At 45.3% G+C, this 16,076-nt stretch carries 15 protein-coding genes; 12 read left to right on the forward strand and 3 right to left on the reverse strand.

Annotation, left to right across the window (positions count from 1 at the left end; translation table 11 throughout):
* Positions 1–79: 79 nt before the first annotated feature.
* The 3 genes from HC026_RS02325 to HC026_RS02335 all read left to right on the forward strand — a co-directional run bounded on the left by HC026_RS02325 (position 80) and on the right by HC026_RS02335 (position 3,335).
* Positions 80–1,216: a THUMP domain-containing class I SAM-dependent RNA methyltransferase gene (locus HC026_RS02325; protein WP_168924371.1), complete on the forward strand. Its 1,137-nt coding sequence runs from the start codon at positions 80–82 to the stop codon at positions 1,214–1,216.
* Between the two features lie 273 nt (positions 1,217–1,489).
* Positions 1,490–2,803 carry an ammonium transporter gene (locus HC026_RS02330; RefSeq protein ID WP_168924372.1) on the forward strand — a complete coding sequence of 438 codons (1,314 nt, stop codon included), beginning with the start codon at positions 1,490–1,492 and terminating at the stop codon, positions 2,801–2,803.
* Positions 2,804–2,849: 46 nt separating this feature from the next.
* A complete protein-coding gene (locus HC026_RS02335) occupies positions 2,850–3,335 on the forward strand; it encodes an 8-oxo-dGTP diphosphatase (protein WP_168924373.1) in 486 nt (161 codons plus the stop codon).
* On the opposite strand, the gene HC026_RS02340 is transcribed toward HC026_RS02335, so the two are convergent.
* A complete protein-coding gene (locus HC026_RS02340) occupies positions 3,306–3,974 on the reverse strand; it encodes a CPBP family intramembrane glutamic endopeptidase (RefSeq protein ID WP_168924374.1) in 669 nt (222 codons plus the stop codon). The genes HC026_RS02335 and HC026_RS02340 overlap by 30 nt on opposite strands.
* A gap of 176 nt (positions 3,975–4,150) precedes the next feature.
* Between HC026_RS02340 and HC026_RS02345 the strand changes: the two genes are divergently transcribed.
* Entirely contained in the window at positions 4,151–4,753 is a 603-nt protein-coding gene (locus HC026_RS02345) for a nitroreductase family protein (RefSeq protein WP_168924375.1), read from the forward strand.
* 175 nt (positions 4,754–4,928) lie between these two features.
* Positions 4,929–6,041, forward strand: a complete 1,113-nt coding sequence (locus HC026_RS02350; RefSeq protein ID WP_168924376.1) for an NAD(P)/FAD-dependent oxidoreductase — start codon at positions 4,929–4,931, stop codon at positions 6,039–6,041.
* Here HC026_RS02350 and HC026_RS02355 read toward each other — a convergent pair.
* On the reverse strand, positions 6,038–6,436 hold the full coding sequence (locus tag HC026_RS02355; RefSeq protein WP_168924377.1) for a ribonuclease HI family protein: 399 nt from the start codon (positions 6,434–6,436) through the stop codon (positions 6,038–6,040). The two genes, HC026_RS02350 and HC026_RS02355, sit on opposite strands and share 4 nt — an antisense overlap.
* Before the next feature lie 34 nt (positions 6,437–6,470).
* On the opposite strand from HC026_RS02355, the gene HC026_RS02360 reads away from it, so the two are divergent.
* From HC026_RS02360 to HC026_RS02390, 7 genes are all read left to right on the forward strand, one after another.
* Positions 6,471–6,875, forward strand: a complete 405-nt coding sequence (locus HC026_RS02360; RefSeq protein WP_332871170.1) for an EbsA family protein — start codon at positions 6,471–6,473, stop codon at positions 6,873–6,875.
* Positions 6,876–6,891: 16 nt separating this feature from the next.
* Entirely contained in the window at positions 6,892–8,550 is a 1,659-nt protein-coding gene (locus HC026_RS02365; RefSeq protein WP_168924378.1) for a formate--tetrahydrofolate ligase, read from the forward strand.
* 136 nt (positions 8,551–8,686) lie between these two features.
* Complete coding sequence (gene lspA / locus HC026_RS02370) at positions 8,687–9,145, forward strand: signal peptidase II (protein ID WP_408640971.1); 459 nt, start codon at positions 8,687–8,689, stop codon at positions 9,143–9,145.
* A complete protein-coding gene (locus tag HC026_RS02375; protein WP_168924380.1) occupies positions 9,138–10,055 on the forward strand; it encodes an RluA family pseudouridine synthase in 918 nt (305 codons plus the stop codon). Before lspA ends, HC026_RS02375 begins: the two co-directional genes overlap by 8 nt.
* Positions 10,056–10,143: 88 nt before the next feature.
* Positions 10,144–10,680, forward strand: coding sequence for a bifunctional pyr operon transcriptional regulator/uracil phosphoribosyltransferase PyrR (gene pyrR / locus HC026_RS02380; RefSeq protein WP_168924381.1), 537 nt, complete (start codon positions 10,144–10,146; stop codon positions 10,678–10,680).
* 28 nt (positions 10,681–10,708) lie between these two features.
* Positions 10,709–11,779 (forward strand): carbamoyl phosphate synthase small subunit, encoded by a 1,071-nt coding sequence (locus tag HC026_RS02385; protein WP_168924382.1) that lies wholly within the window; start codon positions 10,709–10,711, stop codon positions 11,777–11,779.
* Positions 11,780–11,783: 4 nt separating this feature from the next.
* Positions 11,784–14,288 (forward strand): carbamoyl phosphate synthase preATP-grasp domain-containing protein, encoded by a 2,505-nt coding sequence (locus HC026_RS02390; RefSeq protein ID WP_168924383.1) that lies wholly within the window; start codon positions 11,784–11,786, stop codon positions 14,286–14,288.
* A 59-nt stretch (positions 14,289–14,347) separates the two neighbouring features.
* On the opposite strand, the gene HC026_RS02395 is transcribed toward HC026_RS02390, so the two are convergent.
* Complete coding sequence (locus HC026_RS02395) at positions 14,348–16,066, reverse strand: NFACT RNA binding domain-containing protein (RefSeq protein ID WP_168924384.1); 1,719 nt, start codon at positions 16,064–16,066, stop codon at positions 14,348–14,350.
* Positions 16,067–16,076 lie beyond the last annotated feature (10 nt).

The following is a 16,076-nucleotide window of genomic DNA, read 5'->3' on the forward strand; positions in this document are numbered from 1 at the left end:
GTTCAGGATTGGTGAGAGGTGACTCTCACCTTTTTTTATGCATTTAACTGGCCACTCACCATACAGAAAGAGGCAAAACATGGCAGAACAAAAATTTCAATTATACGCAGCAACCGCTAGCGGCTTGGAAGCACTAGCAGGTCAAGAATTACGGGATCTTGGTTATGAGGTTCGTGTCGACAACGGTCGAATCTACTTCGAAGGTGATATGCACGATATTTTGCGGGCCAATATTTGGCTGCGAACTGCAGATCGAATCAAAATTATTTTAAACACGTTTAAGGCCACTACCTTTGACGATATCTTCGACACGGTTACCGCGATGCCTTGGGATCAATGGCTGCCCATGGATGCCAAATTTCCTGTGAATGGTCGTTCTAAAAATTCTAAACTGTTTAGTGTTCCTGATATCCAAGCCGTCACCAAAAAAGCAATTGTTAATCAAATGGCTGGCGCTTACCACCGAAGAACCCGTTTTCCTGAAACGGGAGCGCTTTTTACCCTTGAAATAGCTTTAAATAAGGATGAGGCAACCCTGACGTTGGATACAACTGGTGATAGCTTATTCAAGCGAGGCTACCGTCAAGAAAAGGGTGAAGCGCCGCTGAAGGAAAACTTTGCGGCTGCCTTAATTATGCTGACAAATTGGCACACCGATATGCCATTCGTTGACCCGATGTGCGGTTCTGGTACATTGCCAATCGAAGCAGCATTGATGGCTCGAAACATTGCGCCAGGTCTTAATCGTCATTTCTCATGTGAGAACTGGCACCCTGACAATCTTAAGATTTCAAACGAACTGAAAGAAGAAGCCAAAACCAAGCAAAACGATGATGTGGTTGATATCACTGGCTGCGATATTGATGGCTCTATGATTGATATTGCAAAGTTAAACGCGAATGGTGCCGATGTATTACACGATATTACGTTTAAGCAGGTAGCGGTTAAAGACTTCAAGACTGACAAAGAAGACGGTGTCATCATCGCCAACCCACCATATGGTAAGCGAATGGGTGACCAAAAGAGCGTTCGTAAGCTCTACGAACAAATGGGACAAGTATTCAAACCATTAACAACTTGGTCCAAGTACATTTTGACTGCCGATCTTGAATTTGAAACGTTCTATGGTCAAAAGGCCACTAAACGCCGTAAGCTTTACAACGGTGCATTGAGAACGGATTATTTCCAGTATTGGGCACAACGCTCACATAAATAAATAACTTCGCGCAAAAACAGGTGATACGACTAATCTAAGAATTAGTCATATCACCTTTTTTTACGCTTAAATCCATTTCCACCATTGTGATGTACCGAAACCTAACATGTTTGCGACAATCCTTAAAATATTTTAATCTCTTTCTCATATAGAACCCACGCCGTTTACAAGTAAACCTCTTGATTTTCTGAGGTAACATCTGATAAATAGCGCTGGAATAGTGTTTTAAACCATGTTAGAATTTATGACATAATAAAAGAGAGAAGTGATTTTATGAATCTTGCTAACGTTGCATTCATGATTCTATCCAGTATTCTAGTCTTGTTCATGACACCAGGTTTAGCCTTTTTCTATGGTGGCTTGGTATCAAAGCGCAACGTTGTCAATACGATGCTGTCAGTATTTATTATGACTGGTGTAGCCATTATTTTATGGATCTTAATTGGATACTCATTATCATTCGTTGGCGATCATGGTGGGTTATTTGGTAGTTGGGCGCATCCGTTTATGCGTGGTTTAAACTTAAACACGCTGACCAGCACCCATATTCCAACCAGTTTGTATTCACTATTTCAAATGATGTTTGCTATCATCACACCAGCATTATTCGTTGGGGCGGTCGTTGGCCGAATCCGGTTTAAATTTCTACTTTCCTTCCTAGTGGTTTGGTCAATTTTTATTTACTACCCAATGGTGCACATGGTGTGGAGTCCTTCTGGCATCCTCGCAAAACTTGGTACCCTAGATTTCGCGGGTGGGACGGTTGTTCACATTAACGCAGGGGTCACGGCTTTCGTACTATCAGCCTTCCTGGGTAAGCGAATTAAGTTTGGCGACATTCCGCACACCCATTACAACTTACCTTGGGTACTGCTTGGTGCCACGATTCTTTGGATCGGCTGGTACGGTTTTAACGCTGGGTCAGCCCTTGGTGTTAATAACGTGGCGGTTCAAGCGACGATAACGACCACGGTGGCAACCGCAACGGCAATGGTTGCTTGGATGTTTCTGGATATTTTTGTGAAGGGTAAGCCAACGTTGGTCGGTGTTTGTACAGGAACGCTGTGTGGCTTAGTTGGTATTACACCTGGCGCTGGTTTTGTTACGATTGCGGGTTCCTTCTGGATCGGTCTGATTGCCACTTGCGGCAGCTACTTCTTCGTGAACGTCTTGAAGGACCGAATCGGTGTTGATGATGCGTTGGACGCGTTCGGCTGTCATGGTGTCAGCGGTATTATTGGCAGTATTGCCACTGGTTTGTTTGCCACTAAATCAGTTAACAGCTTCGTCACAACTAACGGTGTCTTTTACGGTGGTGGTGCCCACCTGTTTCTCGTGCAATTAGCAGCTACGGCAATTACCATTGTGTTTGTGACGATCATGGGCATTATCCTCATCAAGGCACTTCAGCTTGTGATGCCAATGCGGGTTGACCGCGATGAAGAAGCACTTGGATTGGACATCGGTGAACATGGTGAAGAAGCTGATTATACCGTTGATTTGAGTGATGATGTTGCTAAAGCTCAAAGCGATATGAAAATTTACGCCAACGAGTTTAAGGGACAAACTGCCCGTTTACGGGAATGAGTTGCTTCCCTTATAATGGAACCATCAAAGTAAATGGGGTGGTTTCATGGGAGTCAATCGCACTGAAAGAGTCGAACTTGTCAATATGTGTATGATTTATGACAGAGCAACCAAGCAAGTGCTAGTGGAGGATAAAACGGACGTTGACTGGAAATTTGGTCACACCTTCCCTGGTGGTCACGTTGAACCTGGTGAGCCAGTAGCCGATGCCATGATTAGGGAAGTGTTCGAAGAAACCGGCCTGCACATTACCCAGCTTGAAGCTTGTGGCTGTGTTGAATGGTTCGATCAGCAAGCGGGATACCGTAAAATAGGGTTTTTGTACCGGACCAGCCACTTTTCTGGCCAGTTGAAACAGAGTAGCGAAGGCCGGATCTTTTGGCTACCGTTAGCTGATTTGAGCGAAAAAAATACGGCTGAAAGTTTCATGGAAATGTTAGCCATTTTCACGGAACCGACAACCGTATCGGCAGTTTCTTCAGTTATGAACGGCCAGTTGCATCTAACCGCCAATCAAAAGCACGATCAATAGATCCCAGACCGAGTGAACAATAATTCCTGGCCACAGGGAACGGCTTCTAAGAAAGAGCCAGCCGAATAGGTAGCCAAGAATCGCCACCGTGACCAATTGACCCAGAATCGTCAATACTGAAGGTACTGGGTAAGTCGTAAGGTATTTGGGTAAATGAACCAACGCAAACAAGATTGCTTGGATGATCAAGGCGGATTGCTCAGAGTCAACGATTTTCCGCAACCGATTTAACAAGTAGCCGCGGAAGACCGTTTCTTCACAAATTCCCACAACCAGAAAATCCTGTAGCAGCATAGTTGGATTAAAAGTTGCGACGATACCAATACTATGTCGCTGAATAAACGCTGAAACCAGCATGTAAATCACAATTGCCGCAAGGGTAATATACAGCGGTTTAAACTTTAAATTCACCTGGAAGGGCCGTTCAACTTCGAACTGGTTCTTTTTGGTACGATGGATCATGAATAGGCCAATCCCAAGCCAGATTAGTATCTTAACGCCATCCGTCAGTAACTCCTGAGTCCACCCTCGACTCAAATTAATAATTGGTACATTCACAAAGACTTGTATAACAAACCATAAAACTAAAAAGTAGCCGTACTGACTTAGCAGCTGACGGCCAGCTCGTTGATGAAGCATAACGTCACGTCCTTCATTGGCATTCAATGGTTATAAGTGTAGCATGCAGCCCTGCCGAGAACAAATTGAAACAAATATATTAACTAAAAGTGAAATTATACTTTACTAACAAAAAGTAAGCTGTTATACTAATTTTTGTAAATTAATTAATGAAACCTATCGGAGGATTTTATCACATGAAAGAACAACTTTTAAACTTAGCAAAACAACGCCGCTCAATCTACGCTCTAGGCCGTAATGTCAACGCCAGTGAAGATGAATTGGCTAGCTTGATCAAGGAAACGATCAAGTGGGCACCAACCTCATTCAACAACCAAACTACCCGTGCCGTAATTTTGTTCGGTGATAGCCACGAAAAGCTTTGGGACATTGTTGCTAAGCGACTAAAGTCTGAAGTACCAACTGAAGAAGCTTACCAAAAGACGCTCCAAAAAATCAACGCCTTTAAGTCAGCGTTTGGGACAGTGATGTTCTATACCGACATGGATATCGTTCACCGCTTTGAAAGTGACTTCGCGCTTTATGCAGATAACTTCAAAGACTGGGCAGAACAAGGTCAAGGCTATGCACAATTTGCAGTTTGGACTGCTTTAGCTGAAAATGGCTTGGGTGCCAACCTGCAACATTACAATCCTCTGATTGATGAAGAAGTAAAAGCAGCTTTCAACATTCCTGATAGCTGGCAATTGCGCGCCGAAATGGACTTCGGTTCAATCGAAGCACCAGCTGGCGAAAAGGAATTCATGGCTGATGACGACCGGTTCAAAGTACTTAAATAATTAAATTTATTGTTTGACAAGAAAACCCTTTACGTGTGTCAGCGTAAGGGGATTTTTTGCGTCAAAAATTACTTTTTCAATAAACTTTCAAGATAGTCTAGTCTAATCTTGAAAGCGATAGTATGCTAGAATTACGCTATGAAACAAAACTGTATTCAGGAGTGTGGTTAGCATAATGAATAAGAAAGTTGCAATTATTGGCGGCGGTATCGTTGGTGCCAGTGCTGCTTATTACCTCAGTAGTTTACCTGGCGGCGACCAGATCAATGTCACTTTATTTGACGATGGTGCTGGTCAGGCAACTAAGGCAGCAGCTGGAATCATTTCACCCTGGCTGTCAAAGAGAAGAAATCAGCGTTGGTATCAGTTAGCTAAAGATGGCGCCACCACGTTAATGACCTTGGCCAGGCGTGCAAACCTTTCGACTGATATTTATCAACAAACAGGAACGATCATCACCCGAACCAACGAAAAGGACCTTCACGATTTATACGTATTAGCTCAGGAGCGACATGAAGAAGCCCCCGATATGGGCGAGATTGAGTTACTCTCCGCTAACGATGTCAAGGAGCGACTGCCGCTGCTGACCAACCCGCAACCGGGAGTTTACGTTAGTGGTGGCGCCAGAATTGACGGTGAAGCCCTGGTTGAGTCATTACTAGAACAGGCTCAACAAGTCAACTTAACGGTGAAGCACCAACGCGTCTCTCTGGATAACCGCGGCAACATTGTGGCAGCAAACGGCTTACAACGCTTCGATGACATCATTATCGCTGCCGGTCCTTGGCTAACCGACTTGGTTGCACCCCTAGGGATCAAAGTCGCAGTGCGTCCACAAAAGGGGCAATTAATTGAATTGTCAGTGCCCGCTTATGAATCACAAGAAAACATGCCGGTACTTATGCCAGAGGGTGAACGAGACTTTATTCCGTTTGGGCACGGCAAACTCATTGTGGGAGCGACTCACGATGATGAAGCTGGCTTTAATTTGACAGCGACACCAGAGGCTACCGAAGATTTACTGAGTAGTGCCAAACAGTTTGCTGACTATTTAACTGAAGATAATATTACCCGAACTAAAGTCGGCACACGAGCTTACACACCCGATTTTGCACCGTTCTTTGGTCGGCTAAAGAACTACCCGAAGCTCTTGGTCGCTAGCGGTCTGGGTGCTTCTGGGTTAACAACGGGACCATTGATTGGTCGGCTACTAGCTGGAACGCTCATTTATGGCGGAACCCCTGACTGGTCAAACTACGAAAAACCACTAGCGACTTATTTAAGTTAATCATGTTCATGTAAGGCCTGCTGGGCGAGATGATGGGCGCCTTGGTTCTGTTTTTCCGGCACCCATTGTGTGATCACTAAGTTAAATTGAGCTTGTTTAGCTAGTAATTGGTCAACCAACTCTTGATAATGTTTCGCATAGCGCTTTTCAACGCTATCTGCAACAATTTTAGAATCGGTAAAATACTGGACAGTAAGCGATTGTGCCGTTCCGTTCACTAATTGTAGCAGCGCATCAAAGCCTGCCAATGCAGCGTGGAATTCGGCAAGGTGATTATCGCTATCTGGTAAACCCGCACGTAATTGCTGCTGGACACCATTGTGAACAATCAAGATGCCTGCAGCACTGTGGTTGGTCACATTATTGGTTGCTGCATCTGTGTATAATGTATACATGGAATCAAGCCTTTCGAAATGAGGTATTTCTATCATAAATCAAAAACGAAAATTTTTATATCAGCCGGCCCCGTTAAGCAGCATCATTTTGTGGAGCTGGACGCTGTGCATCCTTTTTCTGGCGCTGATCATCGGGCTAGAAGTCTCGGCAAAATTTCAATGGATCGCCTATAGTTTTGGGGCCCTGTTTGTCATTTTGACTTGGGCACAAATCCACTATCGTCATATCTATCTCGATAACGGCATTATTCGGGTCAGCCGAGTCATCAATCATAATTGGGTCAAAATCAGGTTAAAGGACGTTCAAGAGTTAAACGTGTCAAAATACCGACTAGGTTTCATTTACGGCGGAAAAATTTATCAGTTCATCATGCCTGTCAATTCAACCATTGAACTGAATAATATTATTGGCGAAACTAAGGAACAAGCACTGAAATAAAACGGAGGTTGTAAAATTGAACGATATTGAGATCTCACAAGCTGCAAAGGAAGAACCCATCACAAAAATTGCCGCCCAATTAGGCCTTTCAGCTGATGAAATTGAACCCTATGGCGCCGACAAAGCAAAAATCAAATTGCCAGTTCAAGGCGATACTAAAAATTCTAAGCTCATCCTGGTCACTTCAATTAACCCGACGCCAGCTGGGGAAGGAAAATCAACGGTAACAGTTGGTTTAGGTGATGCACTTAAGCGGCAGGGTAAAAAAGTGGCGATTGCGTTAAGAGAACCTTCCTTAGGCCCCGTAATGGGCATGAAGGGTGGTGCCACAGGTGGCGGTTACGCTCAAGTCATCCCCATGGAAGACATTAACCTCCATTTTACTGGTGACATGCACGCACTCACGGAAGCTCACGATACATTAGCAGCGCTCATCGATAATCATATTCAGCAAGGTAATGAACTTAATATTGACCCTCGCCAGGTGATCTGGAAACGGGTCTTAGACATTAACGACCGGGCGTTGCGCCAAACTGTTATTGGCCTCGGTGGCAGAACTTCAGGTGTGCCTCGTCAGGATGGCTTTGATATCACCGTGGCAAGTGAATTAATGGCGATTTTATGTCTCAGCAAGGATCTGGCTGATTTAAAGACGCGCATTAATCGCATCGTGATTGGCTACACCTACGATAAAGAACCAGTGACAGTAGCTGACTTAAAAGTCGCTGGTGCCATTACTTTATTGTTGAAGGATGCCATTAAACCTAATCTAGTACAAACTTTGGAACACACGCCGGCAATCATTCACGGTGGTCCCTTTGCCAACATCGCTCACGGCTGCAACTCAGTTCTGGCAACGCAAACCGCCCTTAAGCTAGCTGATTATGTGGTTACTGAAGCTGGTTTTGGTGCCGATCTTGGCGGCGAAAAGTTTATGGATATCAAGACGCCCGTACTAGGTAAAACTCCAGATGCAGTTGTGATCGTCGCCACCGTTCGTGCTTTGAAATACAACGGCGGTGTCAATAAGAATGAGCTTGAAACTGAAAACTTGGACGCACTAGCTGCTGGGTCCGTTAACTTGAAACGTCACGTGGACAGCATGCAACAGTACGGTGTGCCCGTAGTCGTGGCAGTCAACCGATTCACTTCGGATACGGATGCTGAGATTGCTCAGTTACTGGACTACATTAAGACTGAACTCCACGTCCCAGCTTATGACACGACGGTTTGGGCAAATGGCGGTGGTGGGGCATTAGACCTGGCAGATGCCGTGGTTAATGCTAGTGATCAAACCAGTCATTTTAAGTCGCTCTATCAGCCGGACGACGACGTAGTAGCTAAGATGACCACCATTGTTCAAAAAATCTATGGCGGCAAAGACGTTGTGCTGGAACCTAAAGCTAAACGGCAATTACGGCAATATGCCAAGTACGGCTGGGATAAGTTGCCAGTTTGCATGGCTAAAACGCAATACTCATTATCCGACAACGCCAAAGCCCTTGGTGCACCAACCAACTTTACCATCCATGTTCGGGAATTCGTTCCCAAATTAGGGGCTGGATTCCTCGTTGCAATGACCGGCAACGTCTTAACCATGCCGGGATTACCCAAACATCCAGCGGCTTTAAACATGGATATTGATGCAGATGGCACAATTACGGGTCTCTTTTAACAATTAACTTAAGCGGATCGATAACATTTTAGTTTGTCGGCCGCTTTTTTGATATAATGGAAGTTACTTAAATGAACAGCTGCCATTTTCGGCTAGGCAGACAAACTTAAACACAAAGGAAGTTGCGAACGTGTTAATTGGGCTCACTACAGCATTTATCATCTTACTATTCTTCATTGATCAATGGATCAAACACTTCGTTGTGGCAACGATTGCCTTAGGTGGGACCCACACAGTCATCCCAGGAGTGTTTTCCCTGACTTACATTCGCAATGACGGGGCAGCCTGGAGTATGTTAGCTGGGCAGCAGTGGTTCTTTCTGGTGATTTCAGTGGTTGCTCTCGCGGTGATGGTCTGGTTTTTAATCCGTTATCGTACCAGCTGGCCGTATGAAATTGGGCTGGCATTCATGATTGCGGGTACGCTGGGAAATTTTTACGACCGGGTCGTTAATGGTTTTGTCGTGGATATGTTCCAGCTAGATTTCATCAATTTTCCCATCTTCAATTTTGCGGATAGTTGTTTAACCGTTGGCGTCATCTGGATCATGGTGGTGCTATTTATGGAAGACAAAGCGGGTGGACCACATGCCTAGGTCGGAAGAATTAACCATTACGAATCAATCTGGCCGTTTGGACAAGGTTCTCAGCGATATGATGCCCGATGAAAGCCGGTCACAGCTTAAGCAAGCGATTGATGAAAACCGCGTATTGGTCAATCAGAAGGTGGAAAAGCCAAAGTATCAGGTGCAACCAGGCGATCATATTGAAGTCACCATTCCTGATCCCGTGGCCCTTGATTTAGAGCCCGAAAATATCCCGTTGGACATCGTTTACGAAGATGATGACGTGATTGTGGTCAACAAGCCAGCTGGGATGGTCGTTCATCCTTCACCGGGACACCCTGACCATACGTTGGTGAATGCATTACTCTATCATTCACCACTTTCGACCATCAACGGCACGTACCGACCGGGCATCGTGCACCGAATCGATAAAGACACCTCGGGTTTATTGATGGTTGCCAAAAACGATAACGCCCACCGCTCCTTGGCTAAACAACTCAAGGACAAGACTAATTTGCGGGAATACATTGCTCTGGTTCACGGGGTGATCAAGCAAGATACTGGTGTCATTGATGCGCCGATTGGTCGCTCACCAAGGGATCGCAAGCGGCAGGCCATCGTAGCAGACGGGCGCCATGCCGTGACGCATTTTAAGGTGATAGAACGGTATTTAAACTACACGTTGATCTCATGCTGGCTGGAAACGGGTCGCACCCATCAGATTCGGGTGCACATGAAGTCAATTGGTCATCCTTTAGCAGGCGACCCACTCTACGGACCGCGCAAAACGATTGCCGGTTCTGGCCAATTTCTTCATGCTAAAAAGTTAGGCTTTCGACATCCAGTAACTGGTAAGCAATTAGTTTTTGAAGCCCCTTTACCTTCGGATTTTCAACGCGTGATCAATCGGCTCAGGGAACAGACGCCCGGCTTACAATAATATGACTTGCAAGTGGCTACGTTCCAGCATATTGTAAGGTTATAGCAGTCTTTTGAGGCAATCAGAATTAAAAAACAGGAGGCCACTTATGGCAAAAGTAGTTGTAGATGCAATGGCAATGCAGCGTGCACTGACACGGATTACTTACGAAATAATTGAACACAACAAAGGCATTGACGGTTTAGTGATTCTTGGTATTAAAACCCGGGGTGTGTACTTGGCCCAACGAATCGCCAGCCGATTAAAACAGTTAGAGAATGCCGATGTTCCAGTAGGTGAATTGGACGTCACTCAATACCGTGATGATATTGAACATGACAGTCAGGATACGGACCCGCAAGTAACTGTTTCCAAAATTGATTTCCCAGTCACCGACAAGAAAGTGATCTTAATCGATGATGTCTTGTACACCGGACGGACCATTCGGGCTGCAATGAGTGCCATTATGGATCTTGGCCGACCAAAACAAATCAATTTGGCCGTCTTAGTTGACCGTGGGCACCGTGAATTGCCAATTCGTGCCGATTTTGTCGGTAAAAACATTCCAAGTTCACAACAGGAACGTATTAAGGTATCAGTCAGTGAAATCGACGGTCATGACAGTGTCGAAATCATTGAACGGTAGTACAGTAATCAGGATTGGAATGATATAAATGGCACAACGTTTTTTAATATTGGAAGATGGTTCAATCTACCCAGGCCAAGGCTTTGGTGCGGGTGCAACCACCACCGGCGAGATTGTCTTTAACACCAGTATGTTGGGCTATCAAGAAATCGTAACGAACCAAATTTACCACAATCAGATTATTGTCTTTTCTCAACCGATTGTTGGTAGCATTGGTATCGCTCATGACGCATACGAATCCATTTTGCCAACTGCCAAGGGAATGGTTGTGCGCGATGTCACTGACATTTCCAAAAACCGCCAGCGGTCACTATCACTGGACCAATTTTTAAAACAGCATAATATTCCTGGTATTAGTGGTATTGATACCAGACATTTAATTCGCCAAATTAATCAGACGGGAACGATTAAGGGGAGTATTGTTGACGTCGCTGACGATCACGCCTTTGATCAGTTACATGCCACTGTTCTGACCAATCAGCAAGTTGCGCAAGTCGCAACGCCACGACCATATCCGAATCCCAATCAGGGTTATAACGTGGTGGTCATTGATTTTGGTCTGAAACATGGTATTTTACGCCAGTTGTCTAAGCGCGACTGTAACGTCACTGTGCTGCCTTGGGATGCGAGTGCCCAAGACGTGATCAATCTGGATCCGGATGGTGTTTTACTGTCAACTGGTCCCGGTTCACCCCTGGATTTGCCGGAGAGTGTCCTGGACATGATTCGAACCATTCAGGAACGCATCCCATTATTTGCCATTGGCCTGGGTCATGAACTTTTTGCCTTAGCCAATGGATCCGAAATCACTAAGCTCAAATTATCTCATCAGGGTGCCAATCACCCGATTCGCAAAATTATTACGAACGAGATTATTTACGCGATGGAGAGTGAAGAGTACGTGGTTGATCCCGATACGATCAATCGTGATCGGTTAATAACGACTTATCTTGATTTGATTGATGGATCAATTCAGGGATTACGACACCGGGACTACCCAGCGTTTTCTGTCCAATTTTTCCCGGATGGCGCACCGGGTCCTAACGATTCGGTTGACATTTTTGATGAGTTTATTGAAATTATGGGGACACGGGAGTGATCAGATGGCTACTGAAATTCAAAAAATACTCATAATCGGTGGCGGGCCTACTGAAATTGGTCATGAAACTGAGCTGGATGCTGCTTGTGTTCAGATCATCCAGGCCTTAAAAAAGTATGGTATTCGCTCACTGTTGATTGATAATAATCCGTTTTCAGCTGCTCTAGAGGACGTTCAGCCCGCAAACATGTTCATTCAAGCAGTTACCGCTGACAACGTCCAGCGCATCATCGAAAAGGAACATCCAGATGCCATCCTCGCTACGGTTGGTGGTGTCACTGCCATTAGTGTGATTCAAGAATTACAGGAGAATGGTGTGCTGGCCGATAATGAGGTGCAGACCTTGGGGATTCCTGCTGATGCCATGATGGATATCAATAATCCGGATCGGCTGAATGATGTGATGCGAAACGTTGGTATGCCGGTGATTGCTTCTGAAACTGTCGGGACGCTGGATGAGGCCATCAACGTGGCCAATAAAATTGGCTACCCGGTAATCGTCAAACCAATTGCACCAAGAATCGATACAAACCGGATGCTGTGTGAAACTGAAGCTGATATGATCAGCGCGGTTTCGCGAGGATTATCTTGGTCTCGATTTAAACAGTGTGTCATCGAACAAAGTATTGTGGGTTACAAAGAAATCGAATTAGTCTCGATGCGTGACACGATGGGGACTCAGGTACTAGTTGCTGGGTTGGAAAATATCGATCCAATTGGGATTCACTCTGGGGACTCGATGGTCGTGACACCCACATTGACCTTAAGTAACGCAGAATACGAGGCACTCCGAGATACCGCTTTTGCCATTAATAATCAGTTCAGATTTACAGGAGTGGTTCACACCCATTTTGCTCTACGCGCAGACGGCGAAAGCTTTTACGTCACTAAAGTTACCCCTTACAATGATCGGGGAACCTCTTTGGCAGCCACTGCTACGGGCTATCCGATTGCCTACGTCGCGGCCAGTTTGTATTTGAATCAGAAACTGACCGACGTCCATCTTCCAGATATTTATCATTTTAAACAAACTGCGCTATTAGAACCCAGCTTAGATCACGTGGTGGTCCGAATTCCGCTGTGGCCATTTGAGGATGTTACCAATGCTGATCAGCATCTGGGCACGGTCATGAAATCAGTGGGGTCAACGATTGGTGTTGGCCGAAGTGCTGAGGAGGCAATTCTGAAGGCGCTACGATCCTCTCAGTTCAGTCCGCAAGATGAATTGCCATCTATGAGCAATTTGACTGACACGCAAATTATTTCCCAGTTAATTCATCCGTTATCCAACCGTATTTTGGTCCTTTTGGAAGCTTTGCGCCGCGGCTATCAAGTTGACGAGTTGAACGAATTAACTAAAATTGATCCGTTTTATTTTGTTAAATTTAAACACATTCTCGATATTGAAGAAGACATTCGCATGCATCCGATGACCATTGATGCATTACACGAAGGCCGCTATTATGGTTTCGGTGATGGCATGATCGCAAGAATGTGGCAAACAGATATTGATCAGGTTCGCCAACTCGGTCGCAATAATCAGATTTCACCGACGTATAAGGGCATTGAACCCTCAGCCGGTGAACTGCAGGACTTGCCAACCGCTTATTACAGTACCTTTGAGCTGGAAAATGAAAGTGAGCAGCTTTCGGATAAAACCATTCTGGTATTAGGTCGCGGGGGCAATCAGCTGGGGCCAAATGCTTCAGCGGATTATTTCACGACGGAAATGCTTAAACAGCTGAGAAAATCTGGCTATCAAACCGTGATCATGAATACTAATCCCAATGCTGGCTCATTAACCGCAACCTTGTCCGACAAACAGATTATTGATCCCGTGCAACTAGGTGACATCATGAACGTGATTGGGATTGAGCATCCCGTTAAAATCTTTGTGCCAGGTAACCGGCACTATCTGACCCGAGAATTACGACGCCGTGATTACTCAATTTCAATCTTGCCGCCTGATCAAGAAAAGCGCAGTGAATTGCTAAATGACCACGCCAATATCGGTCTCGATTTATTTGTTGCGGAAGATCACATTGTGCCGATTCTAGCCAGCGATTTGCGTTCGGATCAGGGAATTGCAACCACTTTGGATCAAATCACACTGATGCGGACGCCGGCAACGCTGACAGACCAGCAGTTGGACAAGATCCTTGCACATGCCAAGGAATACTTAGGTGCGCATAAACGGACCGGAATGGTTCAAATGTTATATACAACTAATGGTAAACAAGCGCCGCAATTTGCTGGTGTTCGACCAACTCGATTGACAACCATTGCCTATCTCAACAAGGTAACGGGCATTAACTGGGTGCGGATGCTAGTTCGGCAAGCGTTAGGGGAACTCGACGAAGACCTCATCGCGAAGTGGGCGGTGGACATCTATTCAGATCGTCGTTCACAGGTTCGGGGAACATTTCCATTCAAGCAGTTACAGTTACCAGACCAATTGGGACTGACAACTCAAGAAGTCGGTGCCAGAATTAGTTTCGAAACTTTCTAATAGATAAGTAAAAGCCATGATTCCAGTAATTACTGAAATCATGGCTTTTGTTAATGGTGTTATTCTTGCGCACTCAATCGTGCAACGAATTCTCTATCCGGGGTAACAAAAAGGGTTTTTTGACCTTCATAAATCACGTAACCCGGTTTAGTACCGTTTGGTTTACGTATTTTTTTCACCTGAACGTAGTCAACTGGAACTGAACTAGACTGGCGTGCCTTAGAATAGTAGGCCGCAATCGTCGCCGCTTCCACCAAGGTTTGCTCAGAAGGATCAGCATCGTGAATAATCACGTGAGACCCCGGCATGTTTTTAACGTGCAACCAAATATCGGTTTTGGCCGCGCTATGCAAGGTTAACTTTTCGTTTTGCAAGTTATTCTTACCGACCTCAATCTTGGTGCCATCACTGGCGGTAAAAATTTCCGGTTTGGAAACTTGTCGCCGTTTCTTCTTACCGCTACGCTGGTTATGTTCGTGGTCTCGTAAATAACCGCCTTGCTGCAACTCAGCCTTAATATCGGCTAGATCTTTAGGTGCGGCCAGTTCAATTTGTGAACTGATATTGTCAAGGTAATCAATTTCAGCGTTAGTTTTGGCCATCTGGTCATTCACATAGCTTACCGACGCCTTTAACTTATTGTACTTTTTGAAGTATTTTTGAGCGTTTTGTGACGGGCTGATTTGATTCGATAAGCTGATTGTTAAAGGCTTTTCGTCATCATAGAAATTCGGCAGGGTGATACTGGTCATTCCGCGCGTCACTTGAGCCAAGTAGGTCGTGAGAAGTTCACCTTTGACCCGGTACTCGTCGGCATCATCCGCAGACTTAAGTGTAGCCTGCAATTTCTTTAACTTCGTGCGGTTCTTTTTAAGCTCATTGCGAACCACGTGAATCAGCGTGCTGCCTTGTTGCTGTACACGGTCACGTTCTGCGCGATCCTGATAGTAAAAATCCAGCATGGCACTTAAACTGTCAAACGACTTACTGGTAACGTGCTCTTGGCCATAGGGGAAAGCGTTGAAACCGGTCTTACCCTTATCAGTAGTCACCAAGACTGGCTCAGGAGTATTGAACCGTTGGAAGAAGGTTTTAAAATTATCAGTCGGATCACCAGGTTGATGTAACGCCTTGGCGAGTCCCAACGCCGTATCTTGGCCTAATCCTTGATAAGTATGGCGTAGCTTTTGCGCTAACACGTCCTCGTTAGGATAATCGCGTACCAGCGCGCTTACGACCTGACTGGCATCCGGCTCAAACGGATTAATGAGATCCTGTGCCGGTGGATTAATATAATGCCCACCAGGTAACAGGGTTCGATAACGGTTTTGGTCAGAGCCAACGTGCTTGATCGTATCCAGGATGGTACTAGAAGCAAGGTCAATCAAAATGACGTTACTGTGTCTCGCCATAATTTCGATAATCAAGCGTAATGTGACTTGGTCACCCAGTTCGTTGCGACTGGTGAAATCTAGGTGAACTACCCGGTCATTTTCAGCTTGACTAACACCAGTTAAAATGGCACCACTCAGATATTTTCTCATCATCATGGTAAAGTTGGTGGGCGTCACTGGATTGACATACGGGATAGCCGTAATTTGAATTCGGGCAAAGGTCGGGTTGGCCGACAGTAATAACGGTAAGCTTTTGCGGTTTGCTCGAATGGTTAAAATGACTTCATTATTATACGGTTGGTTGATCTTTGAGACGCGACCGCCAACCAGTTGCTGGCTTAACTCGCCAACCATTGCGTGGGTGAATGCACCATCAAATGACATGGTCTCACTT

It is taken from the genome of Secundilactobacillus angelensis (genome assembly GCF_012641075.1).
GTDB classification, from domain to species: Bacteria; Bacillota; Bacilli; order Lactobacillales; family Lactobacillaceae; genus Secundilactobacillus; species Secundilactobacillus angelensis.

Excerpts from the sequence above, each read along its gene's own strand:
- pyrR (WP_168924381.1), top strand. The coding sequence starts at position 10,144 with ATGGCAAAAGTAGTTGTAGATGCAATGGCAATGCAGCGTGCACTGACA.
- HC026_RS02335 (WP_168924373.1), top strand. The coding sequence starts at position 2,850 with ATGGGAGTCAATCGCACTGAAAGAGTCGAACTTGTCAATATGTGTATG.
- HC026_RS02375 (WP_168924380.1), top strand. The coding sequence starts at position 9,138 with ATGCCTAGGTCGGAAGAATTAACCATTACGAATCAATCTGGCCGTTTG.
- HC026_RS02385 (WP_168924382.1), top strand. The coding sequence starts at position 10,709 with ATGGCACAACGTTTTTTAATATTGGAAGATGGTTCAATCTACCCAGGC.
- HC026_RS02340 (WP_168924374.1), bottom strand. The coding sequence starts at position 3,974 with ATGCTTCATCAACGAGCTGGCCGTCAGCTGCTAAGTCAGTACGGCTAC.
- HC026_RS02325 (WP_168924371.1), top strand. The coding sequence starts at position 80 with ATGGCAGAACAAAAATTTCAATTATACGCAGCAACCGCTAGCGGCTTG.
- HC026_RS02345 (WP_168924375.1), top strand. The coding sequence starts at position 4,151 with ATGAAAGAACAACTTTTAAACTTAGCAAAACAACGCCGCTCAATCTAC.
- HC026_RS02390 (WP_168924383.1), top strand. The coding sequence starts at position 11,784 with ATGGCTACTGAAATTCAAAAAATACTCATAATCGGTGGCGGGCCTACT.
- HC026_RS02395 (WP_168924384.1), bottom strand. The coding sequence starts at position 16,066 with ATGTCATTTGATGGTGCATTCACCCACGCAATGGTTGGCGAGTTAAGC.
- HC026_RS02350 (WP_168924376.1), top strand. The coding sequence starts at position 4,929 with ATGAATAAGAAAGTTGCAATTATTGGCGGCGGTATCGTTGGTGCCAGT.
- HC026_RS02330 (WP_168924372.1), top strand. The coding sequence starts at position 1,490 with ATGAATCTTGCTAACGTTGCATTCATGATTCTATCCAGTATTCTAGTC.
- HC026_RS02355 (WP_168924377.1), bottom strand. The coding sequence starts at position 6,436 with ATGTATACATTATACACAGATGCAGCAACCAATAATGTGACCAACCAC.